General features: G+C 69.9%; 18 protein-coding genes. 7 read left to right on the top strand and 11 right to left on the bottom strand.

Translation table 11 applies throughout. From position 1 onward, the window contains the following. The 7 genes from V7050_RS06275 to V7050_RS06245 form a co-directional block, all read right to left on the bottom strand. Nucleotides 1-2,610 (bottom strand): pentapeptide repeat-containing protein (locus V7050_RS06275; protein WP_324410397.1); only part of this gene is annotated, 2,610 nt, incomplete at its 3' end. A 336-nt stretch (nt 2,611-2,946) separates the two neighbouring features. Next, the gene (locus V7050_RS06270) at nt 2,947-3,180 is read right to left on the bottom strand and encodes a hypothetical protein (protein WP_324367405.1); all 234 of its coding nucleotides are present in this window, start codon (nt 3,178-3,180) and stop codon (nt 2,947-2,949) included. A gap of 221 nt (nt 3,181-3,401) precedes the next feature. Continuing rightward, on the bottom strand, nt 3,402-4,718 hold the full coding sequence (locus tag V7050_RS06265; protein WP_324367403.1) for an arylsulfotransferase family protein: 1,317 nt from the start codon (nt 4,716-4,718) through the stop codon (nt 3,402-3,404). A 95-nt stretch (nt 4,719-4,813) separates the two neighbouring features. Continuing rightward, nucleotides 4,814-5,923: a sulfotransferase gene (locus V7050_RS06260; protein ID WP_324367401.1), complete on the bottom strand. Its 1,110-nt coding sequence runs from the start codon at nt 5,921-5,923 to the stop codon at nt 4,814-4,816. Continuing rightward, nucleotides 5,899-6,273 (bottom strand): hypothetical protein, encoded by a 375-nt coding sequence (locus V7050_RS06255; RefSeq protein WP_324367399.1) that lies wholly within the window; start codon nt 6,271-6,273, stop codon nt 5,899-5,901. The genes V7050_RS06260 and V7050_RS06255 overlap by 25 nt, the downstream gene beginning before the upstream one ends. A 120-nt stretch (nt 6,274-6,393) precedes the next feature. After that, nucleotides 6,394-7,578 carry a multidrug effflux MFS transporter gene (locus V7050_RS06250; RefSeq protein ID WP_324367397.1) on the bottom strand — a complete coding sequence of 395 codons (1,185 nt, stop codon included), beginning with the start codon at nt 7,576-7,578 and terminating at the stop codon, nt 6,394-6,396. After that, nucleotides 7,575-7,901 (bottom strand): hypothetical protein, encoded by a 327-nt coding sequence (locus tag V7050_RS06245; RefSeq protein ID WP_324367395.1) that lies wholly within the window; start codon nt 7,899-7,901, stop codon nt 7,575-7,577. The genes V7050_RS06250 and V7050_RS06245 overlap by 4 nt, the downstream gene beginning before the upstream one ends. 255 nt (nt 7,902-8,156) lie before the next feature. Between V7050_RS06245 and V7050_RS06240 the strand changes: the two genes are divergently transcribed. Beyond that, a complete protein-coding gene (locus tag V7050_RS06240) occupies nt 8,157-9,971 on the top strand; it encodes a PHA/PHB synthase family protein (RefSeq protein WP_324367393.1) in 1,815 nt (604 codons plus the stop codon). Nucleotides 9,972-10,029: 58 nt separating this feature from the next. Here V7050_RS06240 and V7050_RS06235 read toward each other — a convergent pair whose 3' ends face one another. Beyond that, nucleotides 10,030-10,548: a hypothetical protein gene (locus tag V7050_RS06235; protein WP_324367391.1), complete on the bottom strand. Its 519-nt coding sequence runs from the start codon at nt 10,546-10,548 to the stop codon at nt 10,030-10,032. 299 nt (nt 10,549-10,847) lie between these two features. Between V7050_RS06235 and V7050_RS06230 the strand changes: the two genes are divergently transcribed. After that, the gene (locus V7050_RS06230; protein ID WP_324367389.1) at nt 10,848-11,204 is read left to right on the top strand and encodes a DUF805 domain-containing protein; all 357 of its coding nucleotides are present in this window, start codon (nt 10,848-10,850) and stop codon (nt 11,202-11,204) included. Between the two features lie 9 nt (nt 11,205-11,213). Here V7050_RS06230 and V7050_RS06225 read toward each other — a convergent pair whose 3' ends face one another. The 3 genes from V7050_RS06225 to glyA all read right to left on the bottom strand — a co-directional run bounded on the left by V7050_RS06225 (nt 11,214) and on the right by glyA (nt 14,539). After that, entirely contained in the window at nt 11,214-12,110 is an 897-nt protein-coding gene (locus tag V7050_RS06225; protein ID WP_324367387.1) for an NAD(P)-dependent oxidoreductase, read from the bottom strand. 88 nt (nt 12,111-12,198) lie between these two features. After that, a complete protein-coding gene (locus V7050_RS06220; protein WP_324374345.1) occupies nt 12,199-13,050 on the bottom strand; it encodes an SDR family NAD(P)-dependent oxidoreductase in 852 nt (283 codons plus the stop codon). Between the two features lie 193 nt (nt 13,051-13,243). Further along, nucleotides 13,244-14,539 carry a serine hydroxymethyltransferase gene (gene glyA, locus V7050_RS06215; RefSeq protein WP_324369279.1) on the bottom strand — a complete coding sequence of 432 codons (1,296 nt, stop codon included), beginning with the start codon at nt 14,537-14,539 and terminating at the stop codon, nt 13,244-13,246. Between the two features lie 184 nt (nt 14,540-14,723). On the opposite strand from glyA, the gene V7050_RS06210 reads away from it, so the two are divergent. From V7050_RS06210 to V7050_RS06190, 5 genes are all read left to right on the top strand, one after another. Next, complete coding sequence (locus tag V7050_RS06210) at nt 14,724-15,488, top strand: NAD kinase (RefSeq protein WP_324369281.1); 765 nt, start codon at nt 14,724-14,726, stop codon at nt 15,486-15,488. A gap of 74 nt (nt 15,489-15,562) precedes the next feature. Then, the gene (locus tag V7050_RS06205; RefSeq protein ID WP_324369283.1) at nt 15,563-16,630 is read left to right on the top strand and encodes an AI-2E family transporter; all 1,068 of its coding nucleotides are present in this window, start codon (nt 15,563-15,565) and stop codon (nt 16,628-16,630) included. Nucleotides 16,631-16,632: 2 nt separating this feature from the next. Beyond that, a complete protein-coding gene (locus V7050_RS06200) occupies nt 16,633-17,328 on the top strand; it encodes a chromosomal replication initiator DnaA (protein WP_324369285.1) in 696 nt (231 codons plus the stop codon). A 90-nt stretch (nt 17,329-17,418) separates the two neighbouring features. After that, nucleotides 17,419-19,620, top strand: a complete 2,202-nt coding sequence (locus V7050_RS06195; protein ID WP_442885442.1) for an RNA degradosome polyphosphate kinase — start codon at nt 17,419-17,421, stop codon at nt 19,618-19,620. 53 nt (nt 19,621-19,673) lie between these two features. Further along, a complete protein-coding gene (locus tag V7050_RS06190; protein WP_324369287.1) occupies nt 19,674-21,203 on the top strand; it encodes a Ppx/GppA family phosphatase in 1,530 nt (509 codons plus the stop codon). Nucleotides 21,204-21,499: the final 296 nt, after the last annotated feature.

Genomic DNA, 21,499 nt, shown 5'->3' with positions numbered 1-21,499 from the left:
CATGTCCGCCCCGCCCAGGTGCGCCTCGCTCAGCTGCGCCGCGCTAAGGTCCGCCCGGCTCAGTTGCGCAAGGAACAGGTCCGCTCCCACCAGCTTCGCCCCGCCCAGGTGCGCCCCGCTCAGGTGCGCCCCGCTCAGGTCCGCCCCGCTCAGGTTAGCCCAGCTCAGGTCCGCCCCGCTCAGGATCGCCCAGCTCAGGTCCGCCCCGCTCAGGTTCGCCCAACTCAGGTCCGCCCCGCTCAGGTTAGCCCAGCTCAGGTCCAGGCAGCCGAGCATTTGGCGAACCGGGTGGCCGGACGTTGCCAGGAGTCGATTCATGAAATGGAACGCCCGCAGACCCTGACCCCATCGGGCGCCGACATGCGTCCGGGCAGGAGCATCCTCGGTCGCGGCAGCGCTTCGAATTTTGCGGATCAGAGCGTCAAGAACCGAGAGCAGGGCCGACTCGGCGCAACGCTGCATGGTTTCCAGATCGCGGAACGTCGCGTCGGGCGCAAACTTCTGGACGGGCATTCCGTGCTTCTGGGTGAAGCCGAAGACCTCGGTCAGGGGCGGCAGCGCCTCGGCTGCCTGCCCGGACGTCAGGAGGCGGGCCTCGTCGACGAGGAAGCGCAGGATCTCCTCGGTCAGATCGGCGCGGTCTATGAGCTGCGCCCAGAGCAGCGCGATGTCCTCGCCGGTGCGGGGCTCTTCGCCCTCAGTCATGAGGCGGGCGCAACGGCGGCCGGCAGCGAGCAGACCACGCGCGGCGAGGTATTCGCCGAAGCTCTTGTGAATGAACTCGAAGCCTTTTCCTTCGATGTCAGGCCGGGTGTAGAACTGAACCGCGACGCTGGCGAGTTCTGCCGTTGGCAGGGAGTCGAACTTGTCGCGCTGTTTCTTGGTGCTGTGAAGCTTGCGCAGCGCCACGAATTCTTCGGTCGAGCCGGTGCGTCCGTTGCCACGCCACGCGGCGAGGCCGAGACATTCGACCAGGGTGAAGAAGTCGCCCATGTTCAGGTCGGGTGGATTCTCCTTGTTCTGATCCCGCTCGTAGATCTTGCCGAAGATGGCCTGGTAGACCCGGTTCCGGTTGTCCGCCGCCTCCTGCCACTTGTCGCCGGTGTAGCCGGAGACGATCAGGAGATGCAGGAGCAAAGGCTCGGCATTGAGCTCGTTCAGAGGTTCGGCCGTGACGGCCTCCGGCACCGAATCGATCGGGGCGTACCGGTCGCGGGCCAGTGCCGCCCGCCGCCAGAATGCCTCGCGTTCGTCGTTCTGGGCGATATGCGAGGGGTCCACCGTCTCCTTGGGGTGGGAGAGGATTTCGTCGGAGATTGGAATCAAGGGAGCGACATGCACGAGGCATCGCGCGTCCAGTTTGATTTCCTTCAGGGCCTCCGCACAGGCGACCGAGCGGCCGAGAATGAGGGCGCGGGCGTCGGAGCATACGGTGTTGAGTGTGTTCAGCAGCTTGCTGACCGAGGCGATGAACCTGCGGGCGAGGTCGCGCGCCTTATCGTCCTCGTGGCTCAATTCGTCGAGCCCGTCGAACACGAGGAGGAGCGGGGTGTCGTCGTGGGACATCCAGTCGAGCGGATTCTCCGCGAAACCCTCGGTGCCTTTCGGGTCGAGCGCCTTGTAGCGCCGCCGCAGGTGCTCGCCGATCCTCTCGTGCAGGTCGTCGCCGAGGGTCATGTGCTGGAGCTGGATGTAGATCACCCGGTGCGCGGCGGCGTTGACAACCTCTGAGGCGAAGGCGCGGGAAAAGGAGGATTTGCCGCTGCCGGGGCCGCCGGCGACGACGCGGATGGTGTCGCGACGGGGCGTGCCGTTCAGCCAGTGGTGCAGGCTTTGGTGCAGGTCGGCGACATGGGCGATGCGCTCCGGCTTCTCCTCGAGCTCCGCGTGTCGGCGATCGGTCGGGTCGTCCGGCAGGAGCGTCTCGTGCCAGTAGCAGCGCAGGCGATGGTAGGCGGCGGCGAGCGGGATTTCCTCGCTGCTGTCGGGCGAGAAGATCGGCTGGCTGTGGTAGAGGCTCCGGATCCAGACCGCGTGGCGGGCCCAGCCGTTGTCCCGGTCACCGTCTCCGCCGAGGCCCTCGATGGCGTTCTTCAGGTCGCTGTAGAAGTCGACATCGCCGACGTAGACCTGCCGGGCGGCGGCGCGCAGGACGCTGCGGAAGCGGGCCGTGATCTCTGCATCGGTCAGATGCCGTTCCGGGGCGACCCTGTGGACGAAGGCGGGCACCTTCGCGATGACCGGCTGCAGGAACGGCGCCATGGACGGGTTGGTCAGAATGTCGGCGTCGAGGGTCTCGTAGCCGTCGAGGGCGAGGGCCTCGGCGAGGAAGTCCCTGGCGGCTGAAGCTTTTTCCTCGCTGTCCAGCGGCGACGTGATCCCGTTGGTGTCGAGGAGGTCGGAGAGCGCCCGGACCAGGGAGGCGCGGAGCCAGACCCCGGCGCGCTCCGCCGGCGACGGGTTGGGGTTGGAGGCGGTGAGCGCCGCCTTGGTGGCCTTGTAGGTTCCGGGGATGTCCCTCTTCAGCGCGGCGAAGAAGGCGAAGCCCATGCCTTCGACAAACTTGTCCCAGTCGCGTTTGTTGGCGGGTTCCTTGATCGATACGGCCACGGCATGTCCCCTCGAATGGAGTTCAAGGGTAGCTGCGGTCGTCGCCGGTTGCGAGGTCGATTGTTCAATCAGAGGTGGCGGCGGGCTGCGAAGAATGCCAACCGTCTGATCGCGGACCAGGGGCTCGGGGCACGGGGTAGGTAAGCGACAGGAAGTGGGCGGCGTTGACGGCGAAGTGGCAGTGAGCGGCTTCGACGCTGCCGGTGGCGTGGAAGGCGAGGGCTGTAGCCGAGGCCGGCGAGGGTGGCGCATGCACAATCCATGCACCGGCCATGCACGCGATTCCGGGCGGCGGGCCGGTCCGGGAGCTTCAAGCGACCCGGCCGGGCCGCGCGGCTATTTCTTGGCGGAATGGGCGGATTCGCCCGCAGCGCCGCTGCGGCCACGCATGAGGCGCTTGACCGGATACCAGACGAAGCCGGCCAGCAGAAGGAAGAAGGCGCCGATCAGCGCAACCAGCGAGCCGATGGCGCTCAGCCCGGCGCCCGGCCCGATATAGGCCGCCGCCGGCATCGGCACCAGAAAGGCGAGCAGTCCGAGCGCGGCGGCGCACGTAGTAATCGATCGCATGACAAATCCCCACCATACCCCGAACCGGCAATGCCGGAACGGCGGTAACCTTAACGGAGCGCGCGCGGCAAGGAAACCCCCCGTCCGAGGGTCAGCCAGGGCTGTCGCATCTGGCGGTCATGCCTTCTTCTTCGACTGTCCCGCAGCAAAATGAGGGCAGCGCCTGTACCGTGCCCGCCCGGAGTTCGGGCGGAGGGAGGCAGATGCGATTCCCTGGGCGGTCAGCCGCCGACGGCCGGGCAGGCGGCGGCGAGCCGCTCGAAGAAGGCCGCGTCCATCTCCGGCGGCAGGAGATCGACCTCGGTCAGGACCCCGCGCATCCCGTCGCTGACGGAATTGGTCAGCTGCCAGGCGAGCCGGCCGTCGGGGCCGAGCTCGAGCGCCTGCCCCTGCCAGCTCACGGTGACGATCGTGTTGCCGTTCGGAAGCCGTTGCTGCTTGCCCATGATATTGGTGAAATAATCCGGGCTCTCGGGCAGGATCTCGTGCACCGTGCCGCTCGGCGCCTCGATCTCGAGCATGCGGCTGCGGTGCTGCCCTTCGACGAGCACGCTGCCGTCGGTATTGCGGTTGTCGAAGACCGTGATCCGGTTGCCGGAGACGAAATCGGCGTCATGCTGGCGCAGGACTTGGCCGATGGACGCGAATTTCACCGAGAGATCCGAAGGATCGATCACCAGGATCGTGTTGATGTTGCGCAGGGACACCAGAATGTCGCCGGGACGGAAGAAGCCCGCCGGCATCGAGGCCGGGAATTCCTCCACATCGTTGACATGCAGGATGTCGCCGGAGACCGGCGTCGTGCGGTTCTCGGTGGCGGACATATGCAGGAGGCCGAGCAGGTCGTTCTGCTCGAGAATGTCCACGAGGGATGCCTCGAACCGGATTTCGCCCTCGGGCGAGATCTTCTGGATCGTGAGGTCCCGGATCCCCGGATAGGTCTCCTCGGTGACGCCGGGCGCCCCGGCGACCTCCCGCTCGGCCGCAACCCAGACGTCGCCGTCCTCGGTCAGTGCGACGGAATGATGCGCGAAGTTCGGCAGCTTCCAGCGGACGCGGCCGCAGGGGTCTAGGCGCACGGTGCTCAGATGCTCGAAATTGACGACCAGGTCGCCGTCGGGCGCGAGTGCCGCGCCATGCACCAGCACGCCGGGAGGCGATTGCGGCTTGCGATTGTCGGGCAGGTAGCCGTCGTCCGGCCAGATCTCGAACCAGTCGGGCCGCCATTCGTGGATCACCTTGCCGTCGCGGTCGATGACCCGGGCGAAATTGACGAGTTCGTCGTCCATGCCGACGGCGAAGATCAGGCCATCGGCGACCGGCGGCGCGTCGGGGCCGATGGCATAGTCCGGCGCATCGGGAAGGGCGATCGTCTCGTGGCGCTCGAACGCCTCTTCCTCCAGCGCGGAGACCTGGTCGATGGCGGCGCGCAGCTGCGGATAGGGAAAATACCCCCGCTTCGCCGCGACGATGCCCCAGAGCATGCCGATCGCGACGAGCGAGGCGAGGAAAAGCGCGAAGGATGCGCGGCCCGCCATTCAATCCTCCTCAGTCCCGGTTCCTTGATTCCGCCCGCCTTGGGACGTGCGGAGGGCATAGCGTTGCATAGGGCGCTCCGGCGCAAGGCCGGAGCTCAAGTCTGGTTAACCATCAGCGAGGCAGCGACCAGCCTGGCGTGCAGCGCCTCGGCCTCGGCGGCGAGCGTCGGATCGGCGCCGTGGTCGCCTGCGCGCGGCGCCGTCTCGCGGAAGGCTGCGGCCATGGCGGGCAGTTCGGGGCCCGGCTCGACGCCGATTGCCGCACAGAGCCGCGTCACGCCCCTAGCCCCGGAGCCGGCGAGCGCCTCGTGCGAGACGAGGGTGATGCCCGGGTCTGCCGCCGCGACATGGTTGAAGGCGGCGATCCAATAGGCGAGCCAGTAGTCGATGCCGCGCGGGTCGAGCCCTCCTGCCCGTTCGGCGAAGCCGGGAAAGGCGATCGGCCGGTGCAGCGCGCCGAATTCGAGATGCCCGATGTCGGCCATGTAGCGCCGCACGAAGGGCTCGCGACCGTGCTGGTCGAGGAAGTTGAGATGCTGGCGCAGGAGCGAGGCGGCGTGTTCCAAGGGCGCGCGGACCGGCACGACGATGCGCGCGTCGGGGAAGACGCGCGCGATCAGCGGCAGGCGCGCGATATTGGCGTTGTTCTTGGAGATGTAGCGGCCCTGCGCCGCATTCTCGCCGCAGCGGAGCGCGACGATCTTTCGCATGTGCCGCGCGAGGAAGGCCTCGCCCTCGACGTTGCGGTCGCTCGCCTGCCAGAGCGCGATGCCGTCGTCCCGGTAGTGGCCGGGCCAGAAGGTCTTCCAGACCACCTCCTCGAAGGCCTCCGGGCTGTCGTAGCCGATGTGCATCCCGTCGCCATGGGCGCGCTCGCGCAGGGCGGCGGATTTGCGGAACGATCCGCTCAGCCGCGACCAGAGCAGCGGCGCCATCACGAAGGGCATGTCGCGGTAGGTATGGGCGGCGAGATTCGGGGATTTCGCGAGCGCGGTCAGCAGCACCGTGGTGCCGGCGCGCGGCAGCGAGGTCACGAAGATCGGGCGGTCGAGGGCGACGCCGGCGATGTCGCGGGCGAACATGCCGTCCTCAATGTCCGCGGCGGCGAGCTGGACCGAGGGGCGCGCGAAGGCGAGCCGGTGCACCAGCCGGTCGAGGCGGGAATAATCCTCCGCGCCGCTCATCGCCGGCGCACCAGCAGCCATGCGGCGATCATCACCGCCGAGGCGCCGAGGATCACGTCCCAGCGCAGCAGGAAATCGGTGGTCGCCTGCGCATCGACGAGGCCGAGCGCATCGGCGAGCAGGATCGGCACGAAGGAGGCGGCAAGGGCGGCGGCGCTGCGGAGCGCGATCGAGGCGAAGCTCGCGAGCAGGGAGAGCCCGGCCTTCTGGGCGGCCTTCTCCCGGGCGAGGTCGTCGAGCGCCGGGTCGCGCATGGCGCCGGTGGCGCCGCGCGCCGTGGCGATCGCGCGGCTCGCCGCGGGAAGGACGCCGGCGAGGTGAAAGCCGAGCAGGAAGGCGGCCACCGCCAGGCATGCGACTAAGAACACCATCGTCCCGATTACTCGTTCCCGGCCCCGCGGCGCCATGCGCCTGCATGGCAGGTAGCGGTCCCGCGGCCGCCTGTCCAGTCTCGCGGCACCGATCCGGCGGGCGGTCGCCGATCGCGGCGCTCAGGCCCTTGCCGCGGGCAGGGTCCGGCGGGAGAGCAGGAAGGCGGTGCCGGCGCAGCCGGCGATGATCAGCACCATCGGCAGCGCGGTGCCGTCGAAGACCGCGCTGGTCAGGGCGATCATCACCGCGCCGAGCACCATCTGGAGCGTGCCGCCGAGCGCGGAGGCGATGCCGGCGATGGGCCCGTGCTCCTCGAGCGCGAGGATCATCGCCGTGGGGATGACGAGGCCGAGATTGGCGAAGGTGAGAAACAGCATCGCCATGAGCACCGGCAGGCTGTCGACGCCGGCGAGCACGATGGCGACATGGACGAGCGCAAAGCCGGCATAGCCCGCGACGGCGGCGCGGATCACCGCCGGGATGCCGTGGATCGCCCCGAGCCGGGCGGCGAATTGCGAGGCGGTGAAGAAGCCGATGGCGTTGAAGGAGAAGGCGAGGCTGAAGCCGGTGGGGCTGAGGCCGAAATGGTCGATGTAGAGGAAGGAGGAGCTGGAGAGAAAGGAGAAGAAGCTCGCCATGCCGAGCCCGCCGATGGCGGTCAGGCCGAGGAAGGTCGGGTCGGTGAGCAGGGTGCGGAAGCCCCGGGCCATGTCCGCGAGGCTCACGACCCTGCGGCGCTCGGGTGGGTGGGTCTCGGGCAGGACCTTCCAGACCAGGACCAGCGCGACCACGGCCGTCGCGCCGATCGCCACGAAGACCGCGCGCCAGCCCCAGAGCAGGATCAGCCCGCTGCCGAGCAGGGGGGCGAGCATCGGACCGATGCTGATGACGAGCATCACCAGCGCCATCATCCGGGTCGCTTCGATGCCCCGGTAGCGGTCGCGGATGATGGCGCGGGGGATGACCATGACCGCCGAGCCGCCGATGCCCTGGATCGCGCGAAAGAAGATCAGGGCGCCGATGGAGGGCGCGAGCACGCAGCCCGCCGAGGCGAGCACGAAGAGCGTCAGTCCGAAAAAGAGCGGTCCGCGCCGCCCCACCATGTCCGAGACCGGGCCGTAGACGAGCTGGCAGACCCCGAAGGCGACGAAATAGACCATCAGCGTCATCTGGGTCGCGCCGATGCTGGCGCCGAGATCGGCGGCGATGGTCGGCATGGCCGGCAGGTACATGTCGATGGCGAAGGGGCCGACCGCTCCGAGCAGGCCGAGCACGATGGCGGTCCGCACGAATCCGGGCGTCATCGGCCGGGCTCCGCCGCGGCGGCGGATTCGAGGCGCGCGCGTTCGTCGGGGTCGATCACCGGCGCGGAAAGCGCTTCGGCACGGGCCTGGAGCGCGGCGGCGCGCTCCGCGAGGTCCTCGGCGCCGGCTTCGAGATCTTCCGCCGCGCCGCCGCCGCTCTCGAAGGCCGCGCCGAAGCGGGCATTGGGCAGGAGCTCCGGCGGCGGGGCGCCGCGCACGGCCTCGGAGGGGGTGTAAGCCGCCTCGGGCGGCGCGCAGCCGCCCGCGCCGGCGGCGAGCGCCAGGACGGCGGCAAGGACCGGGCGGAGCGGCCTGGACGGCATGCGGTTCCTCGGGGTCGGGCCTGCGCCGCGACGCGCGCGGCCCGCCCTTGCTAGCCGGTCGGGGTTTCGGCGGCAAGCGACCGGGCCGCGTCGGGGGCGGTCGATGCCGGCGACATGGCCGCCGTGGCGCGCCCCGCCGGATGGAACGGGCCGGACGGCGGCGGGTCCCGCGCCCGCCGCCCGGGATTAACCGGTGGCGCGCGGCAATGGCCGGCGATAGACTTGTGCATTCGGGCCATCCCTGGGGAGGGAACATTGAACGACGACATCACGAGCGAAGAGAAGAGCCTGGCCGAGCAGGGCCAGCACATGGCCCACAACATGGCCGAGGTCGTCGACATCTCGTCGCAGATCTGGCAGCGCTTCCTCGCCGCGCAGCTCGAGGACGGGCCGCCCAAGCACGCCGATCCGATGCATACCTGGCCGGCCTTCACCGAGCTCTATCGCACCATGCTCGACAATCCCAAGGAGCTCGCGGACAAGACGCTGGAGTTCTGGGCGCAGCAGACCGCGCTCTGGCAGGCCTCGATGCTGAAATGGATGGGGGCGAAGGACACGCCGGCGCCCAACCTTCCGCATATGAGGCCGGCCGACAAGCGCTTCGCGCATCGCGAATGGTCGGAGAACGCGCTCTTCGACTATCTCAAGCAATCCTACCTGCTCACCTCGGGCTGGATCCAGGACACCGTGGCCTCGGTGGGCGACATGGATCCCAAGGACCGCAGGAAGGCGGCCTTCTACACAAGGCAGTTCGTCGAGGCGATGAACCCGGCGAATTTCTTCGCGCTGAACCCGGAAGTGCTGGAGGCCACCGCCGCCGAGAAGGGCGACAACCTGGTGCGCGGGCTCAAGATGATGCTCGCCGATCTCGAACGCGGCAAGGGCAAGCTCCTGATCCGCCAGACCGACATGGACGCCTTCGAGGTCGGGCGCAACATGGCGGTCAGCCCCGGCGCGGTGATCTGGCAGAACCGCATCTGCCAGCTGATCCAGTATGCGCCGCAGACCGAGACGGTCTATTCCAAGCCGGTGCTCTTCGTGCCGCCCTGGATCAACAAGTACTACGTGCTCGATCTCAACCCGAGGAAGAGCATGGTCAAATGGCTGGTCGAGCAGGGCCATACCGTCTTCATGATCTCCTGGGTCAATCCCGACGAGCGCAATGCCGACGAGACCTGGGAGAGCTACATGTTCGAAGGCGCCTCGGCGGCCATCGACAAGGTGCTCGAGGAGACCGGCCAGAAGAGCCTGCATCTCGTCTCCTACTGCATCGGCGGCACGCTGTCGGGGAGCATGCTCGCCTGGATGGGCCGGCACAAGGAGAAGCGCATCGCCTCGGCGACCTTCTTCACCGGGCAGCTCGATTTCGAGGATGCCGGCGAATTGCAGGTGATGATCGACGAGCAGATCCTCGGGGTCGTCGAGGAGGAGATGGATCAGGGCTACATGCCCGCCAGCAAGATGGCCGATGCCTTCAACATGCTGCGCGCCAACGACCTGATCTGGGGCTACATGGTCAACAACTACATGTTGGGCAAGGATCCGTTCCCCTTCGACCTGCTCTACTGGAACGCGGATTCGACGGCGATGCCGGCGAAGGTGCACAAGCGCTATCTCGACCAGTTCTACGTCCAGAACGCCCTGATAAAGGGGAAGTTCGAGGTGCGCGGAGAGCCCGTCAGCCTCGGCGACATCGCCCTGCCGGTCTATCACGTGGCGACCAGGGAGGATCACATCGCGCCGGCGCATTCGGTCTATCGCGGGGCGCGGGCGATGACCAAGGCCGACGTGCGCTTCATTCTCGCGGGCTCGGGGCATATCGCCGGGGTGGTGAACCCGCCGGCGCTGGGCAAGTACCAGTTCTGGACGAATCCCGACCTGACGCTGCCGACGCTGGAGGACTGGCTCGCCGGTGCCGAGGAGACGGCGGGGAGCTGGTGGCCCGACTGGGACGCCTGGTTGGCGAAACGCTCGGGCCGGCGCATCAAGGCGCGCGAGCCCGGGGCGAAGCTCGGGGTGATCGAACCCGCCCCGGGGGCCTATGTGAAGCTGCGCTTCGACAAGCGCTGAACGCGGCCGTGGCCCCCGGAGGGGCCACGGCTTGCACTGCCCGGCAGCGGCATCGCCGTCAGTCGAAGGACTGGCGGTCGTCCCGGCGGCTCTCGCGGTCGATCTTCATCACGTAGAGGTCGTTCAGCGTGAGCCCGCTCGCCTCGACCGGGGTCAGGCCCGATGCGGCGACGAGCTGGCTGTAGGCGGCGGTGTCGGTCGCCGGCAGCGACCGGCCGATCATCACCACCACGCGCTCGTCGCGCGGGGCGTTGCGGCTGGTCTTGATCGCCGCGATCTCGGCGAGGCTCAGGCCCGCGGCCTCTGCGCCGGTCAGGCCTGCGGCGCGGATGAGCTGGGCGTGCTGGTCGGGGTCCACCACGACCGGGTCGGCTCGGTGAAAGACGCCCTGCTGCTGGTCGCGCCCGGATTCGCGGTTGATCTTGGCGACGTAGATCTCGGTGAGGCTCATGCCGCCCGCCTCGGCGGCGGTGAGGCCGGCGCCGGTGGCGAGCTGCGACTGCGCCGGCGCGATCGAGGGGGCGAGGCCCAGCAGGAAGGCGGCGGCGAGCGAGGTTGCGAAAGCACTGCGTTTCATTTCGACTTCCTTCTTCGTCGGCATCTCTCGATGCGGGTTGAGGATCGGCCCTTGGGCCGGCAAGCATTCGAGGCACGGAATTCAGGGGCGCCGCGCGTTCGGTCCGCTTCGGCACCTCGTGCGGGGCCATCGGGGGCCTCCGCATGACGCAAGACCTAGCCGGGCCGCGTCATCCGGCCGTGAAAGCGGCGCGAATGCCGCCGGAACGCCGCGTGAAATCGCAGGCGCGCCCGACTTGACGCGATCCGCCCGGGCGGAGAGACTCGCGCCGCCCCGGCGGGAAAAGGGAGTGCCGCGTCATGACGTTCCAAGAGGCCGTGCGCAACGTGCTCTCGAACTACGTCACCTTCTCGGGGCGAGCGCCGCGCTCGGAATTCTGGTGGTGGACGCTGGCGGTGCTCATCGCCGTGCTGGTCGCGGGGCTTCTCGACGGGCTGCTCTTCGGCGCTCCCGAGGGGGAGAGCGTCCGGCCGATCTCGGGGCTGCTGGGTCTCGCGATCCTTCTGCCCAACCTCGCGGTAACGGTGCGGCGGCTGCACGACACCGATCGTACCGGCTGGTGGGTGCTCCTCGGCCTCGTGCCGGTGATCGGGCTGCTGGTGCTGCTGTGGTTCTACGTCCAGAAGGGCAGCGAGGGCGCCAACCGCTTCGGCTGAAGCGGCGGCTCAGGGCTCGAGCGGAATGCCGTTCTGCCGGCCGACGAAGCTGACCAGATGCGGCACGTAATCCTCCGGCCCGTCGCCGCCGGTCGCATGGGCCATGGCGAAGCTGTTCTTGGCGGCATTGCCGAGCGGGTTCGCGACCCCGGCGGCATTGGCCATGCTCTCGAGGTATTTCAGGTCCTTCAGCGCGTTGCTGAGCGTGAACTTATGCGCCTCGCGGTTGCCCTCGACGATGTAGCCCATGAAGGTCCGGTAGAAGCCGCAATCCATGCGGCTGCCGCGGATGACGCTGTCGAAGCGCCTGGGGTCGAGGCCGACCTTGGCGCCGAGCGCGAGCGCCTCGGCATAGATCGCGGCATAGCCGAGCGAGAGGAAGTTGTTGAGCAGCTTCATGCGGTGCCCGTCTCCCGGGCCGCCGACATGCCGGATGGTCGCCGCCCAGGTCTCGACCACGGGGCGGATGCGCGCGAAGGTCGCCGCGTCGGCCCCGACCATCGCCGAGAGCTCGCCGGCCTCGGCCTGGACCGGCGTGCCGCCGAGCGGCGCGTCGGCCATGGCGATGCCGCGTGCCGCCAGCCGCGCCGCGAGCGCCTGGGTCGAGACCGGGTCCGCGGTGGAGCAATCCACGACCACCGCGCCCGCCTTCAGCCCGCCGAGCAGCCCCTCGACCGTGGCCTCGACCTGCGGCGAGCCCGGCAGGCAGAGAAAGACCATGCTGGCGCGCGTGCCGAGCTCGGCGAGGTCCCCCGCCTCGACGGCGCCGCGGCCGAGCAGATCCTCGATCTGGGCGCGGCTGCGATGGGCGATGACGGCGAGGTCGTAGCCGCCCTTCAGGATGTTTGCGGCGATGCCGTGGCCCATGAGCCCCGCGCCGACGAATCCGATGGTCTCCTTGGTCATGTGCCGTCCTCCCCTTTTGCCGGCAATCATCAGGGGAATCGGGCGGCCGGTCCACCCGGAACCGGGCCCCGGCGCCTGCGACCGGCGCTCAGGGCTTCGCGAGAAAGGCGGCGAAGGCCTCCGCCCAGTCGGGGTGCCAGCGCGAAAGCGCCGGGCGGTTCTCGATGATGTCGCCGGCGGCCCAGGCGATGCGCTTCTCGTCGAGGCTGCGCGGCACGTCGTTGTCGGGGCAGAGGATGTAGAAATCCCCCGCATCGAGGCGCGCCAGCATGAAATCGACGGTCTCTTCGGGGGTCCAGGCGCCGGCGGGCTTCTCGTCGCGGTCGCCGCGGGTGAGCTCGGTGAAGACGAAGCCCGGGATCAGGAGATGCGCGGTGACCGCGCAGCCGGGCATGTTGCGCAGCTCGTGGGCCAGCGCCTCGGTATAGGCCTTCACCGCGGCCTTGGCGACGTTGTAGGCGGGATCGCCCGGGGGCGTGGTGATGCCCTGTTTCGAGCCGGTGTTGATCACGAGGCCGGGCCGGCCGCGGGCGATCATGCCGGGCAGGAAGGCGCGGCTGCCGTGGATCACGCCCCAGAGGTTCACGGCGAAGACCCGCTCCCAGTTCTCCACCGGGCCGAAGATCGCGCTGCCGGGCTGGATGCCGGCGTTGTTCATCAGCACGTCGGTGCCGCCGAAGCGATCGGCGACGGCCGTCTCGAGCCGGTCGAGATCCTCGGCGCGCGCGACGCTCGCCTCCACCGCCATCACCGCCTCGTCGCCGCGGGGCGAGGCCGCGACGATGCGGTCGGCCGCCGCCGCCAGCCGTTCGGGCCCGAGATCGGCGATCACCACGTTGAGCCCGGCCTCGGCGAAGCGCAATGCGGCGGCCAGTCCGATTCCCGCCGCGCCGCCGGTGACGACGGCGGTGGCCTCCGGTTGCAGGGCGGGATGGGTCATGGCGATGCTCCCTCGGGCGGCCCGTCGCGCCGCGGGCAGCACCCATGCCTCGCGCGAATTGCCGCGCGGCGCAAGCGCCGCGAAGCGGACCGGCCCTTTGGCCGGGTCGCGGTGTTCCCCCATGCCTGTTGGCACGGGGCCCCGTTCTGCCCGATAGGGTTTCTGCCTGAATGAAAGCCTCGGGGGCCCTCGCTCAGAGGCCGGGGTAGACCGGGAAGCGGCGGCAGAGCGCCATGGCGCGGGCCTTGACGGCGGCTTCGGTCGCCGCATTGCCCTCGGGGCCCTGGGCGGCGAGGCCGTCGATGACCTCCACGATCAGCTCGCCGATCTCGCGGAACTCGACGGTGCCGAAGCCACGGGTGGTTCCCGCCGGCGTGCCGAGGCGGATGCCGGAGGTGACCGTCGGCTTCTCCGGGTCGAAGGGGATGCCGTTCTTGTTGCAGGTGATGTGGGCGCGACCGAGCGCCTTCTCGGTCTCGGCGCCGGTCACGCGCTTGGGGCGCAGATCGACCAGCATCAGATGCGTGTCGGTTCCGCCGGTGACGATGTCGAGGCCGCCCCTGAGCAGCGTCTCGGCCAGCGTCGCGGCATTGGCGATCACGCGGGCCTGGTATTCGGCGAAATCGGGGCGCAGCGCCTCGCCGAAGGCCACCGCCTTGGCGGCGAGGACATGCATCAGCGGGCCGCCCTGGAGGCCGGGGAAGATCGCCGAGTTGAACTTCTTCGCCAGTTCGGCGTCGTCGGTCAGGATCAGCCCGCCGCGCGGGCCGCGCAGGGTCTTGTGGGTCGTCGAGGTGGCGACATGGGCGTGGGGAAAGGGGCTCGGATGCTGGCCGCCGGCGACGAGCCCGGCGATATGGGCCATGTCGACCTGGAGCCAGGCGCCCACGCTGTCGGCGATCGCGCGGAAACGGGCGAAGTCGATCCGGCGCGGGATCGCCGAGCCGCCGGCGATGATCAGCTTCGGGCGGTGGCGCTCGGCCAGTTCGGCGACCTGGTCGTAGTCGATGGCCTGGTCCTGGCGGCGCACGCCGTAGTGAACCGCGTTGAACCACTTGCCAGAGACATTCGGCCTCGCCCCGTGGGTCAGATGGCCGCCGGCGGAGAGATCCATGGCGAGGAAGGTGTCGCCGGGCGCCATCAGCGCCATGAACACCGCCTGGTTGGCCTGGCTGCCGGAATGCGGCTGGACATTGGCGAAGGCGGTGCCGAAGAGGCGGCAGACCCGCTCGATCGCGAGGTTCTCGGCCACGTCGGCGAACTGGCAGCCGCCGTAGTAGCGCCGGCCGGGATAGCCTTCGGCATACTTGTTGGTCATCACCGAGCCCTGGGCCTCGAGCACGGCGCGGCTGACGATGTTCTCCGAGGCGATCAGCTCGATCTCGTCGCGCTGGCGCGTCAGTTCGCCGGTGATGGCGGCCTGGAGCTCCGGGTCGCGGGAGGCGAGATCCTCGGAGAAGAAGCCGGGCTCGGGGCGGGTGTCGTTCACGGTGCGGAGATCCTCTGCTCGGGGCCGTCGCTGCGCCGCCTGATAGCGCGAATGGCGCAGGCGCGGAAGCCCGGAAAGCGACACCTCGCGCATCGATCCTGCCCGCCGGGCTTGAGTTCGTGCGGGACGCGCGCGAGACTGGCGGGCGAGCCGCAGCGGCGCGGGATCGGGACGGGATCGGGACGTGGGCCTGGAGAAGATCCATTTCGTGGCGAGCCCGGTTGCGCTCGCCGAGGAGGCGATGGCGCGGCTGATCCTGCGCCACGGCCAGTCCCCGCTCGGCGAGGCGGAGGTAATCGTGGCGCTGGGGGGGGACGGCCTGATGCTCCAGACGCTGCACGGCACCGACAAGAACGGGCTTCCGGTCTACGGCATGAACCGCGGCACCGTCGGCTTCCTGATGAACGAATATGCCGAGGAGGGGCTGGTGGAGCGGCTGGGCGCGGCCGAGGCGGCGGTGATCAACCCGCTGCGGATGCGTGCGACCCGGGCGAACGGCGCGATCGTCGAGGCGCTGGCGATCAACGAGATCTCGCTGCTCCGCGCCGGGCCGCAGGCGGCGAAGCTGCGCATCCTCGTGGACGGGCGCGAGCGCATGGCCGAGCTCGTCGCCGACGGCGTGCTGCTGGCGACGCCGGCGGGCTCGACCGCCTACAATTATTCCGCCCATGGCCCGATCCTGCCGATCGGCGCGGAGGTGCTGGCGCTGACGCCGATGTCGGCCTTCCGGCCGCGGCGCTGGCGCGGGGCGCTCCTGCCCAAGGAGGCGCATGTCACCTTCGAGGTGCGCGAACCGGAGAAGCGCCCGGTCGCGGCGGCCGCCGACAGCGCGGAGGTGCGCGACGTGATCCATATCGTCGTCACGAGCGAGCCGGCGATCGCTCACCGACTGCTCTTCGATCCGGGTCACGGGCTGGAGGAGCGGCTGATCCGCGAACAATTCGTCTGAGGCCGAATCGGGCGGGCTTGCGTGCGGCGCGCGGCTGGGGCAGGTCTCGGCGCGCGGGGTCAACGGAGAGATGGATGGCCGTCTCGGCGCGAAAGCAGGTGATGTTCTGGGGGATCGGCTTCCTCCTGCTCGCGCTGACGCTCTGGGCGCTGGGCTCTACGCTGGCCCCCTTCATGCTGGGCGCGGCCATCGCCTATCTGCTCGACCCGCTGGCGGACCGGCTGGAGCGGCTCGGCCTCGGCCGGGTGGCGGCGACGGCGATCATCGCGCTGCTGGTGGTGCTCGGCTTCGTGCTGACCATGGGGCTCGTCGTGCCGGCGCTGATCGATCAGGGCCAGCAGCTGGCCGCCGCGGTGCCCGAGTGGATCGCCTGGATGCAGGAGATGCTGGCCCGGCGCTTCCCCAGCAGCGACGACCAGGAGGCGCTGCTGCGCCGGGGGCTGACCACGCTGCAGGAGCATTTCAAGGAGATCGGGCCGGGGGTGATCAATTCGGTGCTGGCCTCCTCGATGGCGGTGGTCGATTTCGTCCTGATCATGGTGGTTGCGCCGGTGGTCGCCTTCTATCTGCTGCTCGACTGGGACCGGATGCTGGCCACGCTGGACGGCTGGCTGCCGCGCGAGCACGCGCCGACCATCCGCGCCATCATGCGCGACATCGACCGGACGCTGGCGGGCTTCGTGCGCGGCCAGCTGTCGGTCTGCCTGATCCAGGGCACCTTCTACGCCGTGGCGCTGACCCTGATCGGCCTGCCCTTCGGCTTCCTCGTGGGCATGCTGGCGGGGCTGCTGGCCTTCATCCCCTATGTGGGGGCGCTGGTGGGCGGGGTGCTCTCCATGGCGATCGCGATCTTCAGCTTCTGGGAGCAGCCGCTCTGGATCTTCGTCACCGCGGGCATCTTCGCCTTCGGCCAGTTCGTCGAGGGCAACGTGCTGACGCCCAAGCTGGTCGGCAAGTCGGTGGGGTTGCATCCGGTGCTGCTGATCCTCGCGCTGGCGGTCTTCGGCAGGCTCTTCGGCTTCGCCGGCATGCTGGTGGCGGTGCCGGTGGCCGCCTCGCTGGGCGTGCTCGGGCGCTTCGCGGTCGGCCGCTATCTCGAGAGCCCGCTCTATACCGGCAGGCGGCCGCCCGGGGTGGGTTGAGCATGGCGGGGAGCGGGCAGCTGGTGCTGGATCTGCCCGCGCGACCGGCGCTCCGCCGGGCGGATTTCTTCGTGTCGCCGGCCAATGCTCTGGCGCTGGCGCAGGTCGATGCCTGGCCGGACTGGCCGGCGCGGCGGCTCGCCGTGGTGGGACCGGCCGGCGCCGGCAAGACGCATCTGGCGCATGTCTGGGCGGCCCGGTCGGGGGCGCGGGTTCTCGCGGCCGCGGATCTGGGGGCGGTCGATCCGGCGGCGGTCGCCGCGGAGGCCGCGCTGGCGGTGGAGGACGCCGACCGGCTGGAGGCGTTGCCGGGGGCGGCGCGGCGGGTGGCGGAGGAGGCGCTCTTTCACCTCTGCAACCGCCTCGCGCTCTCGGGAAGCCTGATGCTGACCGGGCGCAGCGCGCCGGCGCTCTGGCCGGTGGCGCTGCCCGATCTCGCGAGCCGGCTGCGCACCGCCGGCGTGGCCCGGCTCGACTCCCCCGACGACGCGCTGCTCTCCGCACTCCTGGTCAAGCTCTTCGCCGATCGGCAGATCGCGGTGGGGCCGGATCTGATCGGCTTCCTGCTCGGGCGGATCGAGCGTTCCTTCGCCGCCGCCGAGGCGGCGGTCGCGGCGCTGGACCGGGCGGGCCTCGCGCGTAAGCGCGCGATCACCCTCCGGCTGGCGGCGGAGGTGCTGTCCCGGGACGCAGACTGAGCTTCCGGCGGCGCCCGTTCTGGCCTAGAAACAACCGGCAATCGACACGACATGGATGCGCGACACGGCGAGCCGGCGGGAGGCGGTGCGATGCCCGACACGATGACGACGCCGCGGGTCAACGCGGACTTCCTGAATTCCCAGGCCGGTCCTGGGCGCGCGATGCCCGAAGTCGAGATCGACGGGCCGAACCGCTTCATCAACCGCGAGCTCAGCTGGCTCGCCTTCAATTGGCGGGTGATGGCGGAGGCCGAGAACCCGGCGGTTCCGCTGCTCGAACGGCTGCGCTTTCTCGCGATCTCCGGCGCCAATCTCGACGAGTTCTACACCGTCCGCGTCGCCGGACTGCGCGGCATGGTGCGTGCCGGGGTGATGAGCGCCAGCTCCGACGGCCTCGCACCTCCGGAGCAGCTGCGCCGCATCGAGGCCGATGCGCGGGCGCTGATGGCCCGGCAGCAGGAGGCCTGGAAGGAATTGCGCGGGCTGATGAAGGCCGAGGGCATCGAGGTGCTCGGCCCCTCGGAGCTGCGCGCCGCGGACCGCAGGCTGCTCGAGCCGTTCTTCTTCGAGCAGGTCTTTCCGATCCTGACGCCGCTGGCGGTCGACCCGGCGCATCCCTTCCCCTTCATCGCCTCGGGCGGCTTCGCCATGGGGCTGAAGCTCAGGCGCGAGACCGACGGGGAGGTGCTCGAGGCGCTGCTGCCGGTGCCGGCCCAGGTGCAGCGCTTCGTGACGCTGCCGGGCGGCTCGAAGGGGCAGATCCGGCTCCTGCCGCTCGAGGGGCTCCTGGAGGTCTTCGTGACGCGGCTCTTTCCCGGCTATTCCATGCTGGGGCTCTGCGCCTTCCGCATCCTGCGCGACAGCGACCTGGAGGTCGAGGAAGAGGCCGAGGATCTGGTGCGCGAGTTCGAGACCGCGCTCAAGCGCCGCCGCCGCGGCGAGGTGATGCGGCTGAAGATGACCGCCGACGCGCCGCCGGATCTGCGCGAGACGATCGTGGAGGCGCTCGGCGTCGAGCAGCACGAGGTGGTGGAGATCCCCGGCATCATCGGCATCGCCGCGCTCTCGGAGCTCTGCCGGATCGACCGCCCGGACCTGCTCTGGCAGCCGTTCACGCCGCGCGTTCCCGAGCGTGTGCAGGATTTCGAGGGCGACATCTTCGCCGCGATCCGCCAGAAGGACATGCTGCTGCACCATCCCTACGAGACCTTCGACGTGGTGGTGCGCTTCGTGCAGCAGGCGGCGCGCGACCCGGACGTGGTGGCGATCAAGCAGACCCTCTATCGCACCAGCCGCGACAGCCCGATCGTCGCGGCGCTCTGCGAGGCGGCGGAGGACGGCAAGTCGGTGACGGCGCTGGTGGAGATCAAGGCGCGCTTCGACGAGGCCGCCAACATCCGCCAGTCCCGCCAGCTGGAGCGCGCGGGCGCGCAGGTGGTCTACGGCTTCATCGACTGGAAGACCCATGCCAAGCTGAGCCTGGTGGTGCGGCGCGAGGGGGGCGAGCTGGTGACCTACAGCCATCTCGGCACCGGCAACTACCATCCGGGTACGGCGGGGATCTACACCGACCTCTCGCTCTTCACCTGCGACCGGGTGATGGGCCGCGACGTGGGCCAGGTCTTCAACTACGTCACCGGCTACATCAAGCCGGAGAGCCTGGAGAAGGTCGCGATCTCCCCGCATATGATCAAGCCGCGCATCCTCGAGGGCCTGGAGGCCGAGATCGCCCATGCGAAGGCCGGGCGGCCGGCGCAGGTCTGGGTGAAGGTCAATTCGATCACCGAGCCGGAGGTGATCGACGCGCTCTACGGGGCGAGCCGGGCCGGGGTGAAGATCGACATGGTCGTGCGCGGCATCTGCTCGCTCAGGCCCGGCGTGGCCGGCCTCTCCGACAACATCCGCGTCAAGTCGATCATCGGGCGGTTCCTCGAGCACAGCCGGATCGTGGCCTTCGGCAACGGCTACGGCCTGCCCTCGACCGAGGCGCGGGTCTATATCTCCTCGGCCGACTGGATGGAGCGCAACCTCAACCGCCGCATCGAGAGCCTCGTGGAGATCACCAACCCCACGGTGCATGCCCAGATCATGGACCAGATCATGGCGGCCAACATGCATGACCAGGCCCAGAGCTGGGTCGCCCAGCCGGACGGGCGGTTCGAGCGCCACGAGGCCGTGCCGGGGGCGGCGCTCTTCAACTGCCACAGGTTCTTCATGCAGAATCCCTCGCTCTCGGGACGCGGGCGGGCGGGGGCGCAGGACGTGGCGCCGCTGGTCAACGCCCACGATTGACGCGGCAACCGGGGGCTGCGAAGGCTGGCGCGGCGGAACCTGCGGGGAGAGCCATGCGGACAGGGACGCACGCGCAAGCCGGGGGGAGCGGGTCGGTCGCGGCGGAGACCGGCAAGGCCCGCCTGCGCCGGATCGGGGTGATCGACGTCGGGTCGAACTCGGTGCGGCTGGTGGTCTTCGACGGCATGGCCCGCAGCCCGGCCTATTTCTACAACGAGAAGGTGCTCTGCGGGCTCGGGGCCGGCCTGGGCAGCACCGGGCGGCTGAGCCCCAAGGGCTGGCGCTGCGCGCTGGCCGCGCTGCACCGCTATGCCGCGCTGGCCGGGCGCATGCAGCTCTCGGGCATGATCGCCGTGGCGACGGCGGCGGTGCGCGAGGCGCGGGACGGGCCGGATTTCTGCGCGCAGGTCGAGCGCGAGACCGGGTTGCAGCTGCATGTGGCCAGCGGCAGCGAGGAGGCGCAGCTCTCCGCGAAGGGCGTGCTCCTGGGATGGCCGGCGGCCGAGGGTCTGGTCTGCGACATGGGCGGCTCCTCGATGGAGCTCGCCCATGTCTCGGGCGGCCAGGTCCATGACCGCGCCACCGCGCCGCTGGGGCCGCTGAAGCTCGCCGAGATCGCCGACGGGGAGAAACGCGCCCGCTTCGTGCGCAAGCAGGTCAAGGCCCTGCGGCGGGCGGTGGCGGGCGAGCCCCGGCGGCTCTTTCTCGTGGGCGGCTCCTGGCGGGCGATCGCGCGGCTCGACATGGAGCGCCGGGGCTATCCGCTGAAGGTGCTGCATGGCTACGAGCCACCGGCCGCGCAGCTGCTCGAGACCCTCGCCTGGATCCGCGCCCGCGAGCCGGCCGAGCTCTCCGCCCTGACCGGGACCTCGATGGCGCGGCTCTCGCTGGTGCCGCTGGCGACGCTGGCGCTCGAGGAGCTGATCGCGCGGATCGAGCCCGGGCGGATCGCGGTTTCCGCCTATGGGCTGCGCGAGGGCCTGCTCTACCGGCAGATGCCCGAGGCGGTGCGCAGGCTCGATCCGCTGATCGAGGCCTGCCGGCACATGGAGGCGGCCGCTTCCCGCATGCCGGGATTCGGCGAGACGCTCTTCGACTGGCTGGGGCCGCTCTATGCCGGGCGGAGCGCGGCGGAGCTGCGGCTGGTTCATGCCGCCTGCCTGCTGCACGACGCGAACTGGCGGGCGCATCCGGACTACCGGGCGGAGCTCTGCTTCGATTCCGTGACCCGCGGCAATGTGGGCGGCATCGACCATCCCGACCGGGTTTTCCTAGGGCTGGCGCTTCTGAACCGCTACAAGGCCACCGCCCCGGATGCGACGGCGACGCTCTTCCGGGGGATCCTGCCGGAGCCGCGCGCCGCGGAGGCCGTGATCCTCGGCCGGGCGATGCGGCTCGGGGCGATGCTCTCGGGATCCGCGACCGGGGTGCTGGAGCATGCCAGGCTCGAGCCCGGCGACGGCAGGCTGACCCTGACCCTGTGCGGCCCGGCGCGGGAATTCGCCGGGGAGGTCGTCGAGCGGCGGCTCCAGTCCCTGGCATCGCGCCTCGACGCCACGGGCGTGATGATCTGCGCCGAATAGGGCGTCCCCATGGGGACGCATTTCAACGCGTTGTTTTATATGGGAAAAAGAGTTAACGGATTCGCTCCGCGCCGTCGGCGCTCCTGTGCGGGCGGATGTGTCACTTGCCGGATCCGCGAGGGGAGGCGGCGGCCTCTCGGGGATTCGGCCGCCGGCACGATCGGGCGGGCCGAGCGCGCGGGGACGGGATCGTACCCGCGACCCTCGCCGCCGACTCCTATTCCTCCCGCGGCCGGGGTGTTCCAGCCCGATCGACCCGTGGCGATCGGGCCGCGCCGGCCCTGCCGGGGGCCGGC

It is taken from the genome of Amaricoccus sp. (assembly GCF_036846665.1).
Classification (GTDB): Bacteria; Pseudomonadota; Alphaproteobacteria; order Rhodobacterales; family Rhodobacteraceae; genus Amaricoccus.
This window is presented reverse-complemented; position numbering and strand designations above follow the sequence as displayed.

Coding starts and splice junctions, on each gene's coding strand:
- V7050_RS06270 (WP_324367405.1), bottom strand. CDS start 3,180: ATGCGATCGATTACTACGTGCGCCGCCGCGCTCGGACTGCTCGCCTTT.
- V7050_RS06265 (WP_324367403.1), bottom strand. CDS start 4,718: ATGGCGGGCCGCGCATCCTTCGCGCTTTTCCTCGCCTCGCTCGTCGCG.
- V7050_RS06260 (WP_324367401.1), bottom strand. CDS start 5,923: ATGGCTGCTGGTGCGCCGGCGATGAGCGGCGCGGAGGATTATTCCCGC.
- V7050_RS06255 (WP_324367399.1), bottom strand. CDS start 6,273: ATGGTGTTCTTAGTCGCATGCCTGGCGGTGGCCGCCTTCCTGCTCGGC.
- V7050_RS06250 (WP_324367397.1), bottom strand. CDS start 7,578: ATGACGCCCGGATTCGTGCGGACCGCCATCGTGCTCGGCCTGCTCGGA.
- V7050_RS06245 (WP_324367395.1), bottom strand. CDS start 7,901: ATGCCGTCCAGGCCGCTCCGCCCGGTCCTTGCCGCCGTCCTGGCGCTC.
- V7050_RS06235 (WP_324367391.1), bottom strand. CDS start 10,548: ATGAAACGCAGTGCTTTCGCAACCTCGCTCGCCGCCGCCTTCCTGCTG.
- V7050_RS06230 (WP_324367389.1), top strand. CDS start 10,848: ATGACGTTCCAAGAGGCCGTGCGCAACGTGCTCTCGAACTACGTCACC.
- V7050_RS06225 (WP_324367387.1), bottom strand. CDS start 12,110: ATGACCAAGGAGACCATCGGATTCGTCGGCGCGGGGCTCATGGGCCAC.
- V7050_RS06220 (WP_324374345.1), bottom strand. CDS start 13,050: ATGACCCATCCCGCCCTGCAACCGGAGGCCACCGCCGTCGTCACCGGC.
- V7050_RS06205 (WP_324369283.1), top strand. CDS start 15,563: ATGGCCGTCTCGGCGCGAAAGCAGGTGATGTTCTGGGGGATCGGCTTC.
- V7050_RS06200 (WP_324369285.1), top strand. CDS start 16,633: ATGGCGGGGAGCGGGCAGCTGGTGCTGGATCTGCCCGCGCGACCGGCG.
- V7050_RS06195 (WP_442885442.1), top strand. CDS start 17,419: ATGCCCGACACGATGACGACGCCGCGGGTCAACGCGGACTTCCTGAAT.
- V7050_RS06190 (WP_324369287.1), top strand. CDS start 19,674: ATGCGGACAGGGACGCACGCGCAAGCCGGGGGGAGCGGGTCGGTCGCG.